General features: G+C 37.7%; 15 protein-coding genes. 8 read left to right on the top strand and 7 right to left on the bottom strand.

All coding sequences use genetic code 11. The annotated features are described in order from the left end of the window. Positions 1 to 109: 109 nt before the first annotated feature. The 7 genes from ACYT6F_RS12005 to ACYT6F_RS11975 form a co-directional block, all read right to left on the bottom strand. Positions 110 to 724: a PH domain-containing protein gene (locus ACYT6F_RS12005; protein ID WP_472597909.1), complete on the bottom strand. Its 615-nt coding sequence runs from the start codon at positions 722 to 724 to the stop codon at positions 110 to 112. A 396-nt stretch (positions 725 to 1,120) separates the two neighbouring features. Further along, positions 1,121 to 2,509: a dihydrolipoyl dehydrogenase gene (gene lpdA / locus ACYT6F_RS12000; RefSeq protein ID WP_472597908.1), complete on the bottom strand. Its 1,389-nt coding sequence runs from the start codon at positions 2,507 to 2,509 to the stop codon at positions 1,121 to 1,123. Positions 2,510 to 2,682: 173 nt separating this feature from the next. After that, positions 2,683 to 2,955: a hypothetical protein gene (locus ACYT6F_RS11995; RefSeq protein ID WP_472597907.1), complete on the bottom strand. Its 273-nt coding sequence runs from the start codon at positions 2,953 to 2,955 to the stop codon at positions 2,683 to 2,685. A 99-nt stretch (positions 2,956 to 3,054) separates the two neighbouring features. Then, a complete protein-coding gene (locus tag ACYT6F_RS11990; protein ID WP_472597906.1) occupies positions 3,055 to 4,122 on the bottom strand; it encodes a PQQ-dependent sugar dehydrogenase in 1,068 nt (355 codons plus the stop codon). Between the two features lie 14 nt (positions 4,123 to 4,136). After that, the gene (locus tag ACYT6F_RS11985; protein WP_472597905.1) at positions 4,137 to 4,370 is read right to left on the bottom strand and encodes a hypothetical protein; all 234 of its coding nucleotides are present in this window, start codon (positions 4,368 to 4,370) and stop codon (positions 4,137 to 4,139) included. A gap of 120 nt (positions 4,371 to 4,490) precedes the next feature. Next, positions 4,491 to 7,142, bottom strand: coding sequence for a glycoside hydrolase family 3 N-terminal domain-containing protein (locus tag ACYT6F_RS11980; RefSeq protein ID WP_472597904.1), 2,652 nt, complete (start codon positions 7,140 to 7,142; stop codon positions 4,491 to 4,493). 368 nt (positions 7,143 to 7,510) lie between these two features. Next, positions 7,511 to 8,953, bottom strand: coding sequence for an alpha-L-fucosidase (locus ACYT6F_RS11975; protein WP_472597903.1), 1,443 nt, complete (start codon positions 8,951 to 8,953; stop codon positions 7,511 to 7,513). Between the two features lie 668 nt (positions 8,954 to 9,621). Between ACYT6F_RS11975 and ACYT6F_RS11970 the strand changes: the two genes are divergently transcribed. The 8 genes from ACYT6F_RS11970 (at position 9,622) to ACYT6F_RS11935 (ending at position 20,763) form a co-directional block, all read left to right on the top strand. Beyond that, complete coding sequence (locus ACYT6F_RS11970; RefSeq protein WP_472597902.1) at positions 9,622 to 11,349, top strand: T9SS type A sorting domain-containing protein; 1,728 nt, start codon at positions 9,622 to 9,624, stop codon at positions 11,347 to 11,349. Positions 11,350 to 11,355: 6 nt separating this feature from the next. Beyond that, entirely contained in the window at positions 11,356 to 13,542 is a 2,187-nt protein-coding gene (locus ACYT6F_RS11965; protein ID WP_472597901.1) for a hypothetical protein, read from the top strand. Further along, on the top strand, positions 13,497 to 14,885 hold the full coding sequence (locus ACYT6F_RS11960) for a hypothetical protein (protein ID WP_472597900.1): 1,389 nt from the start codon (positions 13,497 to 13,499) through the stop codon (positions 14,883 to 14,885). The genes ACYT6F_RS11965 and ACYT6F_RS11960 overlap by 46 nt, the downstream gene beginning before the upstream one ends. Positions 14,886 to 14,891: 6 nt before the next feature. Beyond that, on the top strand, positions 14,892 to 18,338 hold the full coding sequence (locus tag ACYT6F_RS11955; RefSeq protein WP_472597899.1) for a DUF6443 domain-containing protein: 3,447 nt from the start codon (positions 14,892 to 14,894) through the stop codon (positions 18,336 to 18,338). Between the two features lie 10 nt (positions 18,339 to 18,348). After that, the gene (locus tag ACYT6F_RS11950) at positions 18,349 to 18,615 is read left to right on the top strand and encodes a hypothetical protein (protein WP_472597898.1); all 267 of its coding nucleotides are present in this window, start codon (positions 18,349 to 18,351) and stop codon (positions 18,613 to 18,615) included. A 117-nt stretch (positions 18,616 to 18,732) separates the two neighbouring features. Beyond that, entirely contained in the window at positions 18,733 to 18,876 is a 144-nt protein-coding gene (locus ACYT6F_RS11945) for a hypothetical protein (RefSeq protein ID WP_472597897.1), read from the top strand. 70 nt (positions 18,877 to 18,946) lie between these two features. Next, entirely contained in the window at positions 18,947 to 20,578 is a 1,632-nt protein-coding gene (locus ACYT6F_RS11940) for an RHS repeat-associated core domain-containing protein (protein ID WP_472597896.1), read from the top strand. Continuing rightward, the gene (locus tag ACYT6F_RS11935) at positions 20,575 to 20,763 is read left to right on the top strand and encodes a hypothetical protein (protein ID WP_472597895.1); all 189 of its coding nucleotides are present in this window, start codon (positions 20,575 to 20,577) and stop codon (positions 20,761 to 20,763) included. Before ACYT6F_RS11940 ends, ACYT6F_RS11935 begins: the two co-directional genes overlap by 4 nt. Positions 20,764 to 20,785: the final 22 nt, after the last annotated feature.

Raw genomic sequence — 20,785 nt, 5'->3', positions numbered from 1 at the left:
GTACCCATATAATATTAACTTACTTATCAAATTATGTAAACAAGCCTAATATCAAATGAATAATAATAAAGCCCGGAAAATTCCAGGCTTAGTCCAGGGTACGTTATTGTTAATTATTAATATACTTTTCGAATATTTTTGAGAAATCCTTCTGAATATATTTATCAAAACTTGTAGTGTTCCAGGCAAAAATATATTCGTTGATTGTTCTCAATTCCTGACTTTTCGATACATTCTCCTGCTTACCCGATGCTACCGTAGTGATGGCTTTCTGTAAACTGTCATTTGAAAAATTCAGCAGTGACTGATTGTGGTGAACCGCCTGCTGAATTGCCAATAGGGCTTTATACAAATCTTTAAGCTGGTCGATCTGGCTTTTCGTTACACTGATCATCAGCGGAACATTTCCGATATTAAAAGATATTTCGACATCAAGGTCAATAGTTCCTGCCGTCTGTAAAGCAATATTGGAGAAAGGGAATTCGTAATATTCATATCTTCTCAACACTCTTTTTTTATCCAAAGCACTTGCTCCGTCAATATGAATCAGTGCTCTGTTGGTAAAGCAGTATTCATCTCTTTTGGATTTAATAAGAAAGAAAATTTTCTCATTGTCTTCTGACAAGATATAATCATCAGAATCTACCTTATCATAATCCTGGGAAGGAATAATTTTGCCGATATCTCCTAATCCTAACGCTTCTGCAGCTAATTTTTTGAACATACTTTATTTTAATTTGTATTTTGTTTAGTGAATAAAATTAAGAAAATAACTTAGATAAAATCAAAAAAAATTATCCTAAAGCTCGTTTAAATTTGATTAATTATTCAAAAATTTCATTCATTTTTTGACGCAAAGATTTAATTTAAAGACTTAATTATTTAAGTAAGCAAAGGAGAATCAACAAGTTGATTTGATGAAGCTATTTCTTCAAGCTTCGTGAAGCAAATTTTATTTGTCTTTGCTTTCTAAAAGTAATGTGTAAAGTTGAATTAAATCTTTGCGTTTAAAAATAATAGAATTTAAAAACTTTAAATGTCAAATTTAAACAGGCTCTTTCAAAAAGAAAAACCACAGACAAAATCTGTGGTTTACTATATTTATAATTTAATTATCAAATTAAATATGGATCACTTCGCCATACGCAGCAGCAGCAGCTTCCATAATGGCTTCAGATACCGTTGGGTGCGGGTGAATTGATTTGATGATCTCGTGACCTGTCGTTTCAAGTTTTCTGGCAACAACAGCTTCAGCAACCATATCGGTAACGCCATCTCCAATCATATGACAACCTAACCATTCGCCGTATTTAGCATCGAAAATAACTTTGATGAAACCATCCGTATTTCCGTTTGCCGTTGCTTTTCCGCTTGCAGAAAGAGGGAATTTACCCACTTTGATTTCGTAACCTTTTTCTTTAGCCTGCTTTTCGGTAAGACCTACAGAAGCTACTTCAGGGTGGCAGTACGTACATCCCGGAATATTGCCATAATCGATTTTTTCAACGTGCATTCCTTTGATTTTTTCAACGCAGGTAATTCCTTCTGCAGAAGCAACGTGTGCCAATGCCTGAGTCGGAATGATATCTCCGATTGCATAATAACCCGGAACTGAGGTTTCGTACCATTCATTTACCAAAACTCTTCCTTTGTCCGTCTGGATTCCTACTTCTTCAAGACCAATATTCTCGATGTTTGCAGCAATACCGACAGCAGATAATAAAATATCAGCTTCAAGCGTAATGTTTCCTTTAGCTGTCTTTACGTTAGCTTTTACGCCTTCTCCGCTGGTGTCAACACTTTCCACAGAAGCGTTGGTCATGATCTCAATTCCTGATTTTTTCAGAGATTTTTCTAAGTGCTTAGAGATTTCTTCATCTTCTACAGGAATGATATTCGGCATAAATTCCACCACCGTAACTTTTGTCCCCATTGTATTGTAGAAGTCGGCAAATTCTACCCCGATTGCTCCTGAACCTACAACGATCATCGATTTCGGCTGTTCAGGAAGAGATAACGCCTGTCTGTATCCGATAACTTTTTTACCGTCCTGAGGAAGGTTCGGCAATTCTCTTGAACGTGCACCAGTTGCGATGATGATGTGTGTTCCTGTATATTCTGTTACCTTTCCGTCTTTATCGGTAACGGAAACTTTTTTACCTTTCTGTACTTTGGCAGTCCCTAAAATTACATCGATCTTATTCTTTTTCATTAAGAATTCGATCCCTTTGCTCATTTTGTTGGCTACGCCACGGCTTCTCTGAATTACGTTAGGAAATTCAAAACTACCTTCCACTTTATTTAAGCCGTAGTCTTCGGCATGATTAATATAATGAAAAACCTGAGCAGACTTCAGCAAAGCTTTTGTAGGAATACAACCCCAGTTAAGGCAGATCCCTCCCAAACTTTCTTTCTCGATAATTGCAGTTTTGAAACCCAATTGCGCCGCTCTGATTGCAGTAACATATCCACCGGGACCACTACCGATGACAATAATATCGTAATTCATTAGTTTAAAATTTTATGCGAATTTAAGGAAAAATATTGGATGTTCAGCGTTTCTTGGCTTACAACATAGATGGAAATGAAAGACATTATCTTGTATTTAAAACAGAAAAGAGAACGCTAATGCATTCTCTCTTTTATTTCCGTTAACAGGGTAAGTTCCCTGTTATACTCACTCTATCTTGTAGCTCTTAACAGCCGTTTTTCATTCTGATATCTGAGATTAAGGGCTTTCAGCTGATCGCTTTTCATTTTCTTGGTCGCCAGCGGATGATTAAGAATCAACCTTTTTTCAGTATTATATTTTTTGTCTAATTCCCTCGCCTTACTGTTGTACAGTTCGCTTCTTGAAGGATGAGGAGGTACGGGAGGCCGTGGATGGTGTTTCTGTGCAAAAGCTCCGCCTGACAAACCTAAAAACAAAAGTGTTGGTATTAAAAACTTTTTCATAACTTTTTATTTTTTGAATGATCTTAATTTTAGTCTTATATCATTCAGGTTTATAACAGAATATTTGCATATATCATACCACAATTCAATAACAATTGTTTACTTATTTTTATTGTAGGAAACCCTCCATACTACTTCACTTACATCATCGGCAACAAGTATAGATCCGTCAGCAAGCTGTAAGACTCCTACAGGTCTTCCGTAGACGTCTCCTTTTGCTTCATTGGCAATAAATCCTGTAAGAAAAGGCTGATACGGACCTGAAGCTTTACCATTTGCAAAAGGCACGAATGCTACCTGATACCCTGTGAGAGAAGATCGGTTCCATGATCCGTGTTGCCCGATAAATGCTCCGTTTTTATATTTCTCCGGAAACTGGCTTCCGGTATAAAAAGTAAGCCCTAAAGAGGCGGTATGACTGCCCAGCGGAACATCCGGGACAATGGTCTTAGCAACGAGATCAGGTTTTTCTCCTTTTCTTCTCGGATCTTCATTTTTCCCAAAATAAGTATAAGGCCATCCATAAAAGGCATTCTGCTTTACACTAGTAAGATAATCCGGAACCAGTTCATCACCAAGTTCATCCCGTTCGTTAACGACCGTCCAGAGTTCGCCGGTAACCGGATTCCAGCTCATGCCTACGGGATTTCTTAAACCCGCAGCATAAATCTTTTCTCCGGTTCCGTCAGGATTTACTTCAAGAATGTTGGCTCTCCGTACTTCATTTTCCATTCCGTTTTCGCCTACGTTACTTCCGGAGCCTACACTGATGTAAATTTTAGACTGGTCTTTATTGGCGATTAAATTTCTTGTCCAGTGGTTATTATATCCTCCCGCGGGCAGATTTACAATCTTTTTACCAGGCTGGGTAATTTTTGTATCTCCAGGCTTATAAGGATATACCCAAAGTCCGTCGGTATTGGCTACGTAAAATTTATCTTTAATAATCAGCATTCCGTATGGCTGATTGAGCTTATCAAGAAATACGGAAGACGATTCGGGAATACCATCTTTATTGGCATCACGATATAAGATGATCCTGTTGGCAGATTTGCCCCCTACCTCAGCATCACTTTTTCCGCTGATATCGTTTTTTATTTTCTCTGTTGTGGAACGCTCCGAGTTGGAAAGAACGACAAAAACATCGCCGTTTTCGGCCTGAATCATATTTCTCGGGCTTTTTATATTATCGGCAAAACGGGTAACGGTAAAACCTTCCGGAGCAACAGGCGATTTTCCTTTGGCCAGCCGATGACATTGCTGAATTTGTTTTTGGAGTTCTTCTCGTCAGGTGCAGGCAACCTCAGCGTATCCGTTTCTGTGACGACTTCTTTTTGAGTAGAGGTTTTTTCGTTTTTATTTTCTTTACAGCTGAAAAAAGTCAGCGCCAAAACGGGTAAAAGATAGTTTTTCATAGATTAAAATGTGATAGTGATTTTAACTGACTTGCAAAAAGTGTTCCTTATAAAGTCTGATTATTTTCTCATCCAATTCATTTTGCTTAGAATGATAAAAAAATAAAATCTCATCCTACCTCACTCCACCTCAATATTCTGTTTTAGCGGAAGGTTTTTTGAAGAATTCCCGACAAAAATTCTATATGTTCCTTTTTCAACAATCCAGTTCATTTTCTCGTCTAGAAACTGCAGGTCTTTTACCGGAACATCAATGGTTACCTGCTTTGCTTCTCCCGGTTTTAAATATACTTTTTGAAAACCTTTCAGTTCAATAATCGGTCTTGAAACTGAGGCGAGTAAATCTTTCACATAAAGCTGTACAACCTCACTGCCCGCTTTTGAACCTGTATTCTTTACATTGACTGTGGCAGTAATCGTATCTTTTGTTGTAAACTGTAGTTTGTTTAACTGTAAATCCGAAAATTCAAAAGTCGTATAGCTCAATCCGAAACCAAAAGGATACAGCGGTTCGCCACTCAGATCGTAATAATCATTTCCACGTCCGGTCGGATGATGATTGTAAGATAATGGCAACTGACCTTCCTCTACCGGAAAAGTAATTGGTAATTTCCCGGATGGATTTTCCTCACCGAATAAAACTTTAGCCACAGCTCTTCCACCCTGTTCTCCGGGATACCAGACGTCCAGAATGGCTCCGATTTTATCTTTCCAATGTGTAGTTTTAATAGCAGAACCTCCGACAAGCACTACTGCCACAGGTTTATTCAATTTTGAAACTTCATCAATGAATTGCTCCTGATTTCCGGGAAGCGCCAATGAAGAACGATCCTGAAATTCACCTTCATGGATTCCTGCAGTTACGATGATATAATCTGCTTGCTCAGCGAGTTGTAAAGCATTTTTAAAGTCTTTCTGATAATCCGGCAGTCCGTAATTCCAGATAAGCTCAATATTCGCTTCTCCCCTATTCTCATGAAATTCCACGGCAATGTCATATTGTTTTTCTTTCACCAAATCGAGCTCAACCGTTTTGGTTGAATAGCTCAACTTTTCCCAGTGGTCGATAAGCAGTTTTCCATTTAAAAATAATCTGAAACCATCATTTCCACGCAGTCCCAATTGGTATTTCCCTGAATTGGGTGCTTTCAGTTTTCCTGTCCAGCGCACGCTGTAATTATCAGGCTGCAACTTTTCAGGATTTGGGGAATACAGTGTCCATTTGAAATTCACCTGTTCATCCTGCTTTTCAAAAGCGGGATTTCCTTTTAAATCAGGATTGGAAAAGTAATTTCCTTTTAACCCTTTTTGATTTCCGGAGGATAAAAATTCAGCCGGAACGGTCACAAAATTCTTTATATTCCAGTCAATTCCTTTTGAATAAGTGATTTCAATATTTTTATTTTTAACAAAATCTTTAATTCCCTCAACAATACTCACTTTATTATTTCCCGGTCCCGAATATCCGCCTAATCTTGCATCCGCCGCATCTGTTCCAACCACCAGAATCTTTTTTATATGCTCCGGGATCGGAAGCGTATTATTGGTATTCTGAAGCAGAACAAAAGATTCAGCAGCTGCTTTTTCAGCTAACGGTTTATGGTTGATGTTCTTTAATTCCCGAATATCTTTATCTGAAACGTAAGGATTTTCAAACAAACCCAGTTCAAATTTTGCCCTCAAAACCCTGGCAACGGCATCATCGATTCTCTGCTGAGAAATTCTTCCGTCTAAAAATGGCGGAATGAATAATTTGTAATGTTTATATTCTGTCTGGAAAATAACATCAAGTCCGGCATTGATAGCCTGCGCAGAAGCATCGTCATAATCTTTGGCCGTAAAATACAGGACATTCGCCCCGCCTACTGCACTGGCGTCACTGATAACAAAACCTTTAAAATTCCAGCCTTTTTTTAATTTTTCCGTTAAAAGCCAATGATTGGCTGTGGAAGGCCTTCCGTCCAATAGATTGTAGGAAGTCATTACCGAACGGCTTTTTCCCTGTTGAAAGGCTTTTTCAAACGGAATCAAATGTGTTTCTTCCAGATATCTCCTGCTCCAATGAATGGGATATGAATCTCTTCCTCCTTCACCAACATTTGCTAAAAAATGTTTTGGAGTGGTAATGATACCCCGATTTTCAAAAGAGCTGACGAAGCTTACTCCCATTAACGAGGTAAGAAAAGGGTCTTCACCGTAGGTCTCCTCTGTCCTGCCCCAGCGAACATCACTTGCTAAATTGACAACCGGTGTTAAAATCTGGCGGATTCCTCTCAGTTTTGATTCTTTGGCAATGGCTGCAGAAACTTCCTTCATCAGGTCAGGATTAAAGGTTGCTGCGAGTCCGATAGCCTGTGGAAAAGCCGTAGCACCTTCCCGCATCAATCCGTGCAATGCCTCATCAAAGGGGATAATAGGAATTCCCAGTCTGGATTCTTCGACAAAATATTTTTGAATGGCATTGATTTTCCTGGCCAGTTTTTCTGCACTTTCATTAGCATTATAGGTTAATAATTGTCCTGCCGCTCCGCCTCCCTGATTCCCTGCGCTCACCTGTAATCCGAAAATTCCGTGGGAATATTGATCTTTAGGAACATGATCCAAATCTCCGGGAATCATAAAGCATTGCCAGAATTTTTCTTCAGGAATCATTCTTTTTAATAAATCCTGAACTCTGGCTTCTACCGGCTGCTTAGGGTCTTTATATAAAGGTTTTTGAGCAGAAATAATTACAGAGCTTAATAAGAATATTCCTATAATTTTAAATCGCATTGTAAAATAATTTTAGTTGTAGAATGTTTAAACTTTATATAACCGCAAAAGTCACAAAAGATGAATTCAAATTTATTTTAAAGTTGATGACTAGAAATGAAAAGGATCACAATAGCTTTAAAAATCTTCGATTTTTGTTCTTTTGAGAACTTTGATTATTCTAATCGTTGTGTTAAGATATCTTTGTGACTTTTGCGGTTAATTTTGAAATTAAAAATATTAGCTTAAAAACTTAATAAAAAAATTAATTTATTGATTTCTCAATTTCATCTAGCTTAATAAACTGAAATTCTCAATGTTATCAGATTTTCTTTTTAACGCTCCGATTTCCTATGTCGTTTTTGATATCAAATAGTCTACAATTTGAACTATTGTGTAATTTGAATTACTGTTGAATATTTTAGCTGATTTCTTTCTTCCGGCAAATCAACTTTAATTACATTTCCTGATTGGTTCCATTGAATTTTATTTTTTACTCCTAAAACTTTCAGTGATTTTGGTTTAAAATTCTCCGGAATGGTAAAATTTAATGTTGATAGAGATTCGTAATTTGTTTTTTCATCCAGATGAAAAATATTCAGTGTTTTTCCGTCTTTACTTTGGGTATAATAAAAATTGCCTTCGTGATAAGGAGCAACACTCCGCGTTGCAAAAACAGCCGACTGGTTTTGTTCCATCCAGCCGGAAATCTCTTTCAATCTTTCGTAAACAACAGGATCATAATCGCCGTTTGGCCCGGGAGCAATATTCATCAGGTAATTTCCACCTCGTGAAATGATTTTTACCAATGTTTCAATAATTTTCTGAGAAGATTTGTAGTTGTCATTCGGGACATACGAAAACGAATCACCCATCGTAATGCAGCTTTCCCAGGGAATCGGGAGCGGTTTTTCCGGAATAGCCTGTTCGGGTGTTACATAATTTTCCCACTTTCCGGGGACGGTACGATCTACAATGATGATTCCGGGCTGATTTTTCCTGGCCATCGTCCCTATTTTATCCATATCGATATCCTGTTCTACTTTAATGGTTCGCTGCCATTCGACATTGGGATCAATGGTGCGGAATGGGCGTACCCAGCCTCCATCCAGCCAGAGAATATCTATTTTTCCGTAGTTGGAAGTAATTTCATTTAGCTGATTAAAGGTAAACTTTTTGAAGTTATTCCATTTTTCGGGATACTTTTTTGGGTCATAATTCACATTTCTGTCTTTTGGCGGGAAGTAGGACCACCAGTAGTCATCGGAATGCCAGTCGGGCTTTGAAAAGTACGCTCCGATCTTAAATCCTTCTTTCCGGAACGTGTTGAAAATTTCTCTGGTAACATCTGCTTTCGGATTTTTGGAAAAAGGTGTTTTAGGAGAGGTTATTTTATAGTCAGACTGTTGTGTATCAAACATGGCAAAACCATCATGATGTTTTGTAGTGAACACCACATATTTCATTCCTGCTTTTTTTACGGCATCCGCCCATTTTTGAGGATTGAACTGAGCCGGGTTGAAAGTCGTCTGAAGATTTTCATAATTTTTTACGTATTCGTAGTATGATATCCCGTGTTCTGGTTTTCTTTGGGTCCAGGATTCGTCTTCCGGGCAAAGGCTCCAGCTTTCAACAATTCCCCACTGGCTGTATGTTCCCCAGTGCATAAACAAACCAAATTTCAGATCCTGCCAGGTTTCAATATTTTGTGCCACCAAGGGATCGTCCGGTTTCTGATATCCTTCTGAAACGTTGTGGGCCTGTGAAAAAAATAAGGATGAGGTGAGTAATGCGGAAAGAAATACGGTTTTAGTTTTTAGCCTGATAAACATGAAGTTTTCGTTTTTGCTAAATTAATGTTTAGCGGGAAAATTTTACCATAAAGAACCAAAAATTTTAACACATTAATTTTTTCGGGTTTTCTTCGGATCACCTTCGGGTCGGCTTCGGAAAAACGGTACTTTTTCCGAGGAGTTCCCGAACAACACCCGAAGAGTTGTCGAAGGTATCTGATTATCTCTTAAAAATTCCGTAATTTTTTTTCATTAATTTATTTTTATTAAAATGACTTTATGGAAGATTAATTTTTCTTAAAATCAATTGAGACAGGAATAAAAATAATCTGCTGATACTAAGCTGTAAATATTGTTCACGAGAACTTTTTTCAGCATTTTTTTTATCATATTAAATCCATTTTATTTTCTTTGTCCGGAGATATATTTTTTCTAATTTCGCACCGGATTTTAGAAAACTTCCAACCTGAAAACAGGAAAATGCATCTTTAAAATAATACGACATCTTTTGTCGTGTGTAAGCATTAATTTGCAGCAATGGAAAAAATTTCCTAAAAACCGAAATCAATAAAAAAACAAAAACATGATGAAAACATATCCTTATCGGACCATTTCTCCATAACGCTCCGAATTATAATAACGGACTTCTGTATTCTCAGACCTTTTTAATTTTAAACAATAATAATACTTATCATTAAACACTTTGTATGAATAAATTCTATTCAGGAGCCTTATTCCTGTGCTCCGTTCTGGGCGTCTCTGCCCAGGAAGTAATCTGGCAGAAAGACATTAAATCCTCCACCCAGGATTTTCTTTCCCAGGTTACCACTACCATTGACCAGCAATATCTGATAACAGGCAGTTCTATTAGGGCTGAAAGTGAAATTTCGAAAGCCGGAGGCAAAAGCAATATGCCGGCAGCCAACAGCCAGCAGCCCAACAACGGTTACGATTTTCATTTGGTTAAACTTAACCAACAGGGAGAAGAAGTCTGGGAAAAATATTTCTCCGGACAGAACCATGATTTTTTATCGGCTACGGTGAATACGCAGGAAGGAGGTTTTCTTCTTGCCGGAACGTCATTCAGCGGTAAAGTTTTGGATAAAAAAAAAGATTCCAAAGGCGGATCAGATATCTGGCTCATAAGAATTAACGAATTTGGGGATGAACTGTGGCAGAAAACCATAGGCAGTACAGCAGATGAAGAAGCAAGAGCAGTGATTCAAACTACCGATATGGGATTCTTTGTGGCGGGGAATAGAACGACAGGTTCCCTTCGAGAGCCTCGGGGAACGGGAACGGTTGGTTATGGATCTAAAGATGTGCTGATTGTACGACTGGACAAAAACGGAAAGGAATTATCGCAGTTGATTCTAGGCGGAAAAGGTTTGGATGAAGTAGAGAAGATGATTCCTACCAAAGACGGCGGAGCATTGCTCGGTGTCTATTCCAGAAGCGGACCGGTAGCAGGAAACGGGATGCACCCTTCGACAGGCTCAGGGTCCGCCACTTCGAAAGCTATTAGCCAAATGCCAAAAGCTAGCGGCAATTTCGGGGAAGGTGATTACTGGATCATCAAGCTTTCCAAAGACGGCAATGTGGAATGGGAAAAGAATTTCGGAGGAACAGGAGATGATCATTTAAGAACATTGGCATTGACTTCCACAGGCTACATGGTTGGCGGTGAGTCAAGATCGGAAAGATCGGGAAATAAAACCGTGGGAATTGAAGAAGGAACGGACTTATGGCTGATTTCTTTAAACGAAAGAGGAGAAGAGATCTGGCAGAAATCCTACAATTTCAAGAACCGGGATGTTCTGATGGGAATGAGCGTGATTTCCTCCCCTAACCCCTCCAAGGGAGGGGGATCCGAGAACGTCAAAGGAATTCTGCTGGGAGGTTATACCCAGGCGGAAGGAAGGATAGAAGCTGATGATGAAACGTTTTGGATGTTGTATCTCAATGAAAAAGGAGAAGAACAGTGGAGAAAACATGTAAAGGGCGAATCCAGAAAAAAAGAAGAGAGGCTTTCGGATATTAAGCTGAACAGGGATGGTTCCATAATTCTAGCCGGAACCAGTGCAGAAGAGCTTGGAAAAGAAAACTGGAAGATTGTAAAGTTGGGCGACAGACAGATTGACCAGCTGATCGAAAAGCAGGATATTAAGATCTACCCGAATCCGGTGAGCGAGTATGCATACGTAGAAGTCGGCTTCCCTTCGACAAGCTCAGGGACCATACCTTCAACAGGCTCAAGACAAAGTTTTGAGGCGGAAATCATTGTTTACGATATGGGCGGAAGGCAACTTCAGAGCTTAAAAACTAAAAATAAAGTAACCAAGATCAATACGCAGAACCTGGTTCAGGGAGCGTATCTGGTAACCGTGAAAACCAATGACAACAAAACAGCGAGTGCTAAATTGATTAAAAAATAAACTAAGATGAAAAAAATAACTTTGCTATTAAATATTGTGCTTTGTTGTCTTACATATGCTCAGAATGCAAACCCTGAAATTTCTACAGAATTGCCTAAGGTTGTACCTCCGTCACCGTCGGTAAGTGCATTGATGAAATTTGAAGAAATACCAGTTAGTAATTATACGGGAATACCTGATATTTCAATTCCTATTCTAAACATTCCAACAAATTCCAAAGATATCAATTTAGATATTGCGTTGAAGTATCACCCTTCAGGAGTTGCGGCAGATGAAAGAGCAAGTGATGTAGGATTAGGCTGGTCTTTATATGCTGGAGGCACAATTTCCAGAACGGTAAGAGGATTGCCCGATGAGTTATTAATAATGCCCACAGGAAATCAATCTAGTCCTTCCGGAAATGCTTATGGAAAAATTGGAATATATCAGAATAATGTACCTTCCAATAATAGTAATAACTACTATTATTTCACTAAAAATATAGCAAATCAATATCAAAATTGGTATAAACCATATCCGTCACAAGTAGATCAAGATAAAGGAAATGAATTTCTTTGGAGTATTGTTAATCAGGGAAAATATGATACAGAACATGATGTTTGGCAGTTTAATTTTATGAATTACTCAGGTAAATTTGTAATTAAAAAAAATGACAATAATATTTTGGAGGTTACTCCTCTTTCAGACTACCGCATAAAGATTATCAATAATTATGACAGCAATTTTAGACCTATGGGATTCACCGTGTATGATGAAAAAGGTTATAAATACATTTTTGATGTTATTGAAATCACAAGAAATTTTGGCGGAGTAAGAACTACCACCTTTGCTATAAATGGGACAGGAGGAGAATATAGTACTAGTGATCAATTATATTCCGATAGAGAATTTAACAGTTCTTTTCACCTTTCGAAAATATTTGATAATAACAATCAGTTGCTTATTAATTTCAATTATAATAATTCCGAACTCAAAGAAGGTTTTTCCAATACTTCAATAACAAATACGGAATATCCCAATATATCAGGTCTGTCACAATATTATGATATACACAACAAATGTGATGATTTACCTCCTATAGAAACAATAAATAATTCTAATGTACTTATCAAAGTGAAAAAACTTCAAAGTATAGAAGTAGTAAACCAAGGTAAAATAGAATTCAATTTTCTACAAGGCAGATCAGATACAAATATTACCAATCAATCCCAAACATCGTATCTTAATAGTATTTCCATTAAAGATGCGGGGAATAATCTGATGAAAAAATTTGTTTTAGAATATAGTTATAATCATACTTTACATTACAGAATGTTTTTAAAAAAGATCAATCTTTTCAAAAAAGACAATTCCTTGGATGGAAAATATGAGTTTGATTATTATAATAACGATTCCCAAGGAAACATAATTTCAAAAGACGCCTGGGGGTTTTTCAATTTAATAAAAGCCTGTAGCACTAAAAACTCAGATAACAAAAAATCATCTCCTGATTTTTCTACTCATGAGGTGCTTAGAAAAATAAAATATCCTACAGGAGGATCGGCAATATTTGATTTTGAAACCAATAGATATTCTTATATTGGAGATCAGGAAGTAACTGATTTTTCAGAGAATGATCATTTTAATCAATTGGAACAATATTTAAATTTAACTTTTAGTAATCAAAATAGTATACAACCAATTCCAGTAGCCAGCTATGAGCGAAAAGTAATAATATACCCATCCACTGTTGAAGCTGATGCTCCCGATACCACAAACAGAACCATGATATTGATGAAAAAAATAAATGGTGTTTGGGAAAATGTACAAGGACTTCTATGTCCTTATAATAATGGCTCTTGCTGCTTTGAAGTAATTTTGCAGAGTAATACAGAATATCAGATAAAGAGACATAATATGGATACATATACTTTACCTGATGAAGCTTCCTTACATTTATATAAGGTGGTTCACAAGAAATTCTTACTTGGAGGAGGAAACAGAATCAAAAGAATTGGCTATTTTAGTCAGGACATAACGGCAAATTATTATGATGATATAAATAATCCTTTAATCCCGAGTAGAGAAAAAAAATTCTCTTACGAATCTATTACTGATAGTGAAAAAAGCAGTGGTTCACTTGTTTTTCCAAAACCAATTTTTGAAAATTGGGATTTTGTACAAATACTGGTTTTGTTCCTTATCTTGGTTTAGCTTGCCCAGCAACCAATAATAATATTTTACATTATTTTAAGACAATAAACACCGTAAATTTTTTACCGGCTATTAAAACACAAGGTGCAGATGTAGGATATAAAGATGTTGTAGTATATGAAACAGGTAAAGGAAAAGTCTACAATCAGTTTACTTCCCCTTTAGACTATCCTGAAAATGATATAGTTCTGGGATCTCCTTTTCCACCTACACATAATTACGACTATAAAAGAGGTCTTCTTGTAAAAGAAAGGATCATTGATGAAACAAATAAACTTCTTAACGAAACCCTGAATGCATATTCATTTGACGATTTTCTGATTCACACGGGAACAAGATTTAGAAAACCTTATGGGCAGTGCTTTACAGGAAGTGGAGCTACTTATTTGAATAGTTATAGCAATTACAAAATATTTATAGAAGACCCAAATGATGATTGTACACAATGTAATAATTCTGCGAATTATTCAACACCAAAATCTTTCATATGTCCGCTGCCAATGGATCCTGACTTTAATAAGCCTAAAATAATGTTATATCCAATTTTTGAAGCTTACGGCTGGGCGAAACTTACTTCTAAGCAGACAAAAAGTTATTTTTACGAAAACGATAATCAGAAAATTGTTGAGACTCAGGAAAATTTCACCTATAATAATACCAACAAAAAGATAGCTGAGCACACGATTATACATCCTGACGGAAGCAGCTTAAAAACGAAATATTACTACGATACGGGTAATAATTCTGTTTATTCTCAAAATAGAATGTCAGAGATAAAAAAAATAGAAAGCTTTAAAAACAATATATTATTAAGTACGAACGAAATTGACTACTCAAATACATGGAACGATAATGTTTCTTTCCTTCCAAAAATAGTGAAGGGCTCTTTTGCAAATAATCCTTTACAAACCGAACTCACCTACGATCAATACGATAACAAAGGTAACTTACAACAGTACACCACCAAAGACGGCATTCCTACGGCCATTGTATGGGGTTACAACCAGACCCAGCCTATTGCTAAAATCATGGGAGCAACCTATGCCCAGGTAAGCAGCCTTGCAGCAGCTATTATTTCTGCTTCCGACCTGGATGCTGCCAGTCCTTCCAATGAGCCGGTATTGATCACAGCTTTGGATAATTTCAGGAAAGACAGCAGCATGGCAGCTTACCAGATCACTACTTATACCTACGATCCATTAATTGGCGTTACCAGCATTACTCCTCCATCGGGAATCCGCGAGGTATATCTTTATGATACTGCCAACAGATTGAAAGAAATCAGAGAAAATTCCTCTACTGGTAAGTTGTTAAAAGAATTCAGGTACAACTACAAAAACTAACAAACGATGAAAAAAATATTAATTCCTATTGGAACTTTACTTTTATCCGGTTTAGTTCATGCACAATTGAGCTCGACAGAAAACTACGTTTATTCCAAAACCTATTTAGACTATAACGGAACCTCCCCTACCAAAACCTCGGAAACCGTTCAGTATTTCGACGGGCTGGGAAGACCCAAACAGGTCGTGAACATCAAAACTTCCCCAACGGGAAAAGACGTGGTAACCCACATCGAATACGATGGTTTCGGAAGGCAGGTGAAAGACTACCTTCCGGTTCCCCAGCAGGGAACTCAGAACGGGGGCATTTATACTGCTCCGCTGAGCAATGCTACCCAACCTACCCTTTATGGTGCGGAGAAAATCTTTTCAGAGAAAATCCTGGAAAACTCACCTTTAGACAGAATCTTACAGCAGAAGCAGGTGGGTAATGCGTGGAATGATAAACCCGTACAGTTCGGGTATGATGCCAATACCACAGCAGATGCTGTTAAAAAATATACCACGGTAACCACTTGGGAAAACGGGGCTACTAAAAGTGTAATGAGCCAGAGTACCAATTATCCGGAAGCCCAGCTCTACAAAAACACGGTAACCGACGAAGACGGCAACCAGACCATTGAATTTAAAAACGGGGAAGGACAGGTCTTGCTGGTAAGAAAGATGCTCGGTGCCACGGAAAAAGTGGACACGTATTATGTCTACAACGAATACAACCAGCTGGCTTTTGTGATTCCTCCTTTAGTCTCCAACACTCAGTCCCTTTCACTCTCCGACCTGGATAACCTCTGCTACCAATACCGGTACGATGGCAGGAACCGCCTGGTAGAAAAGAAGCTTCCGGGTAAAGGCTGGGAATATATGGTATATGATAAGCAGGACAGGCTCGTCCTTACCCAGGATGCTAATTTAAGGATAACAACCAATACCTTTAATTCAAAAGGATGGCTTTTCACGAAATATGACCAGTTCGGAAGAGTGGCTTATACCGGCTTTTTCTCCAATACCGCTACCAGGACGTCCATGCAGACCGCCATTAATAATATGGCAGCCAATGCAGGAAACAATGAAAAAAGAAGCATTACTCCTGGCATCTCCCAAAACGGAATGGATCTTTATTACACCAAAGAAGCGTTTCCTACAGGAAGCATGACCATTCTGAGCGTTAATTACTATGATACCTATCCTTCTTACAGCTTTAACCCAGCTTTCCCGACGAGCATTCTGGGAGAACCCACCCTTACCGAAACAAATACTGCTGAAGGATTAAGCACCAAAAGCCTTCCGGTGATGAGTCTGGTTAAAAACATTGAGGATAATAACTGGACGAAAAACTATACCTACTATGATAAAAGAGGAAGAGCCATCGGGTCTTATTCGATCAACCATTTGGGAGGCCGTACCCAAACAGAATCCAGGCTGGATTTTGCAGGGGTGGTTCAGCAAAGCATTACCCTTCATAAAAGGCTGGATACCGACACCGATAAAGTGATCACCCAAAACTTTACTTATGATCCTCAAAACAGGTTGAAAACTCATGCTCACCAGGTAGACAGCAATCCGGTGGAATATTTAGCGCAGAATACTTACAACGAGCTCTCGCAGCTTCAAACCAAAAAAGTGGGCGGAACAGTTTTAGGAAACGGATTACAGACGGTTGATTATGCTTACAATATTCGTGGCTGGATGACCCAGATCAATGATCCTTCTAATCTTAGCGGAAAACTCTTCGGATACGAAATGAAATATCAGAATCCAATTGATGGAGCCAGTACAGCAAAGTTTAATGGAAACATCTCTGAAATAGATTGGAAAACAAATAAAGACGGTATTATGAGGAGATATAGCTATTATTATGATTCTTTAAATAGATTTAATTTTGCACAATATGTTAAACCATACTCAACTGTTCCTCAAACTGACTCATATAATGAATGGGCAACTTATGATTTAAACGGAAATATCAAAACAATGGGGAGATATGGCCAACAGGATATTGATCAGGCTATACTTATAGACTATCTACAGTATACATATACTGGAAACAAACTTCTTTCTGTAACAGATTCGTCACAGAATAGTTTTGGATATCCTTTAGGTGGAAACACAATGTCTTATGATGCTAATGGGAACATGACCAATCATTTGGATAAGGGAATCAGTTCAATCACATACAATTATCTCAATCTTCCTTCAGCAGTTGCAGGTGGTGGGGGAAGATCAAGCTTTGGGATATCGTACCTCTACAGAGCGGATGGCAGCAAATTAAGAAAACTTTCCACCAATACTTCCTTTAGTACGACAACAGATTATCTGGATGGATTTCAATATACTACATTAACTGATTTATGTTTTGGTTGTCCCGGGCCTGTTGCAGAATTGCAATTTGTTCCAACTGCAGAAGGGTATTTTAATTTTGAAAATAATAAGTATATTTACAACTATGCAGACCATTTGGGAAATGTACGGTTAAGCTACTTCCACAATGGCAGCGGAATAGAAGTTCTTGAAGAAAACAACTATTATCCTTTCGGGTTGAAGCATGAAGGGTATAATGCATTGGCAGGGAATTCTTCGTATCAGTACAAGTACAACGGAAAGGAGCTGCAAGAAACAGGAATGTATGATTATGGGGCGAGGTTCTATATGCCGGATATTGGGAGATGGGGTGTGGTGGATCCGTTAGCGGAAACTTCACGTCGTTGGTCGACTTATACTTATGCCTTTAATAATCCTTTGAGGTTTATTGATCCGGATGGTAGACAGAATGAAGAAGTCATTAGAGATTTTTCAAAGATGGATGAAGATATTTCTAAAGAAATAAGACGGGATACAAGGAGATGGAATAGAGATAATGAAGAACCTTCTGGTACTCAAAATCTTTCACAGTTTGAGATAGATAAAGTTGAAAATAATTCAGAAGAGAATAATGATTGCCCTAAATGTCCCAAAAAAGCTAAAGAAGGTGATATATATTATCAAAGAAATTGGAGGCTTTTGGATGAGTTTAGTTTTGATAATCTTGATCAATTTGGAATGCTGTCGATAAGATGGCAATATTCCAACGGAGAATGGGTAGAATCTCCTTTAAAAATGATAACAGGAGATGTTCCTATTGGACCAGCAGGTTCATTTAATATATTAAAATCTTATAAATCTGCTTTATCATTATTTAAAGGTGGAAATTTGACGAATGCTGGTCGTGCAGTAACAAAACACCCCCAATACTTTGGATTTGAATCTACGGAGGCTTTGATGAAAGTATATAGAAGCCCAAGTGCTATAAACAAATTAGGATCCTCTATGATAAAGGATATTTTGCGTAATGGTGTTAAGAGTACTGGCTCAGGAGGACGTTATCCCCAAGGTTGGGTTACTTACACACTACCCAATGGTAACGCAGCAAGTTGGACAGTAGATGGAGTATTTATAGGTTTTAGAGGATTAAAATAAATTTAAATATATGAAAAGTAATATTAGGATAGAAGAAGTCGGAGATATTAATTCAGATTATCCATATTTAGAAGTTTTTTATAAAGAAGATATAGCTCCATTTTTAGAGATATCAATCTATAATAGAAAACTATCGTTTAAAATTTATACTATTAAAAAAGATATTTTATTAAGTAATGAGGAATGGGAATACATTAATAAGATAGCTAATGATTTTTTACCACGAGTTTTAAAAAATGAAGATGATTATCTTGACCTCTTCACAGGGGTAATATAATAATACAGATCCCTAGCTGGCGTGAGCGTATCGCTCGTGCTAGTAGATAAACACAAAACCCACCGCAGTTGCGGTGGGTTTTGTTATTTAGCAAAACGCCTGTTTGGTTTTAAAATTTTGGATAATGTTGTCAACGAGAAAGAAGAGATGCTCTTTAGTTGCAGGATCAAGCTTGTCAATGTCTTCGATACGCTTCATTACTTCTTTGTCGTAAGAGGAAATCTCACCTTCCTTCGCTCTGCGAAGTTTGCAACTTCGTAGCAGATAATAAAAAAGGAGGCTGTCTCAAACGTGAGGCAATCTTTTCGGGTATAAAATCAAATACAATGAAGTGGAAGGATTGCAGACTCCAGACACCTCAGACCCCTCTTTGCAGGTCCTTCCGAAATACAACGGGAATATCGCCGAAGTAGACTGGAAAACAGGCGTAAGCGCCAACGAATCCCTGAAAAGGTATGGCTATGTATATGACAAGCTCAACCGCCTTTCGGCTGGGTTTTACCAGAACGCTACCAATCCGTCCCTTAGGGAATATTATGAAAAGGCAACCTATAACCTGAACGGAAACATTAAAACCATCCAGAGAACCGCCCAGAGAATGGGGCCAACTGCCCTGTTGATTGATAATCTTACCTACGATTACGAAAACAACAACATGAGCAACAGGTTGCAGAAAGTAAGCGATGCCGTTACCATTGCCCAGGGATTCCCTTATAAAGCCACACCGACTAATATCGGGTATGACAACAACGGAAATATGACTTCTTTTCCGGATAAAAATATTTCTTCCATTCAGTATAATTATTTAAATTTACCAAAGAAGATCACTCAAAACTCTGTAGCAACAGATTATGTCTACCGTGCAAACGGAGTGAAAGTGAAGAAGCTCTTTGGAGGTTTGCAGACGGATTACATGGATGGCTTTCAGTATAAGTTTACCTATGCATGGGAAGATGAAACGGGCACTATGACAACTGATGGAATGAAATTAAGGATCATCCCTACTCCGGAAGGTTATTTTGATGGATTAAGGAACAGGTATTTTTATAATTATACCGATCATCTGGGGAATATACGGTTGAGCTACAGCGATGCAGATGGAAACGGAGAGATAACCGGAGATATTGTGATTGAAAATTGCCAGACTTTTCCGGATGGAAATATGGCGTGTAACAGCTACATCATTGCCGGAGAAGCAGAAGGCGCTACCAATTACTATCCTTTTGGGCTGATGCATAATGCGCAGGCTAATAATCTTAATAATGCGTATCCGTATAAGTACAACGGAAAGGAGTTGCAAGAGACGGGGATGTATGATTATGGAGCGAGATTTTATATGCCGGACATTGGGAGATGGGGTGTTGTTGACCCGCTCGCAGAAACTTCCAGACGTTGGTCGACCTATACTTATGCTTATAATAACCCTATTAGGTTTATAGACCCAGATGGAATGCAGAACTATGACATAACTTTTGGTAAAAGCATTTCAGCAGATACACAAAATAAAATTGTAAGTGATTTACAAAAAGAAACAGGATTAACTCTATCTGTAGGAAGTGATGGAAAACTTTATTATACAGAGACAGAAAATATGGGAGGAAGTGAAACAGCTCGTAATATGTTAAAAGGAGCTATTGATAACCATAAAACAGATTATCCGGTTAATTCAGACAATACAAGAGGCTCTTCTATACAAGAAATTCAAGATAGAGGAGAAAAAGTTGATGGAATTGCGGGTTATACCCATGTATATGATTTGAATATAAATACAGATCAGATAGATAGTTTTATAACAGGAACCAGTGAATCTCTAAATCCTTTAACTATGGGATATGGAATGGTTACTCTTCATGAAGTCAGTCATAAATACAATAATCTAATAGATGGCTTTGTTGGAAAGGATGGAAAAGAATATGAAGCCTCAACTATATATGGTGTGCAAGGAGATAATGTTAAAAAATGAATACTATTAGAACTGAATTAGACGCTTCTGGAGGGTTTAAATTACCATTTGGTGAACGAAAATCCTATTCTCCAATGGACATAGGTGGTGTAAACTTTTATCCATTTAGTAGTGGTGCTTATTCTACAGGACCAGAAAAAGTAAATCCTAAAAAGGATTTATATATTAAAACTCCAAGAAAATAACAACCTCATAGAAAAAAGATAA

This window comes from Chryseobacterium sp. NG-CE01 (genome assembly GCF_055695505.1).
Note: the sequence above shows the minus strand (reverse complement) of the source record. Positions and strands in the feature narration are given on the sequence as shown.

Bases quoted from the DNA above. Each gene is read 5' to 3' on its own strand.
- ACYT6F_RS12005 (WP_472597909.1), bottom strand. From the start codon at position 724: ATGTTCAAAAAATTAGCTGCAGAAGCGTTAGGATTAGGAGATATCGGC.
- lpdA (WP_472597908.1), bottom strand. From the start codon at position 2,509: ATGAATTACGATATTATTGTCATCGGTAGTGGTCCCGGTGGATATGTT.
- ACYT6F_RS11995 (WP_472597907.1), bottom strand. From the start codon at position 2,955: ATGAAAAAGTTTTTAATACCAACACTTTTGTTTTTAGGTTTGTCAGGC.
- ACYT6F_RS11990 (WP_472597906.1), bottom strand. From the start codon at position 4,122: ATGATTCAGGCCGAAAACGGCGATGTTTTTGTCGTTCTTTCCAACTCG.
- ACYT6F_RS11985 (WP_472597905.1), bottom strand. From the start codon at position 4,370: ATGAAAAACTATCTTTTACCCGTTTTGGCGCTGACTTTTTTCAGCTGT.
- ACYT6F_RS11980 (WP_472597904.1), bottom strand. From the start codon at position 7,142: ATGCGATTTAAAATTATAGGAATATTCTTATTAAGCTCTGTAATTATT.
- ACYT6F_RS11975 (WP_472597903.1), bottom strand. From the start codon at position 8,953: ATGTTTATCAGGCTAAAAACTAAAACCGTATTTCTTTCCGCATTACTC.
- ACYT6F_RS11970 (WP_472597902.1), top strand. From the start codon at position 9,622: ATGAATAAATTCTATTCAGGAGCCTTATTCCTGTGCTCCGTTCTGGGC.
- ACYT6F_RS11965 (WP_472597901.1), top strand. From the start codon at position 11,356: ATGAAAAAAATAACTTTGCTATTAAATATTGTGCTTTGTTGTCTTACA.
- ACYT6F_RS11955 (WP_472597899.1), top strand. From the start codon at position 14,892: ATGAAAAAAATATTAATTCCTATTGGAACTTTACTTTTATCCGGTTTA.
- ACYT6F_RS11950 (WP_472597898.1), top strand. From the start codon at position 18,349: ATGAAAAGTAATATTAGGATAGAAGAAGTCGGAGATATTAATTCAGAT.
- ACYT6F_RS11935 (WP_472597895.1), top strand. From the start codon at position 20,575: ATGAATACTATTAGAACTGAATTAGACGCTTCTGGAGGGTTTAAATTA.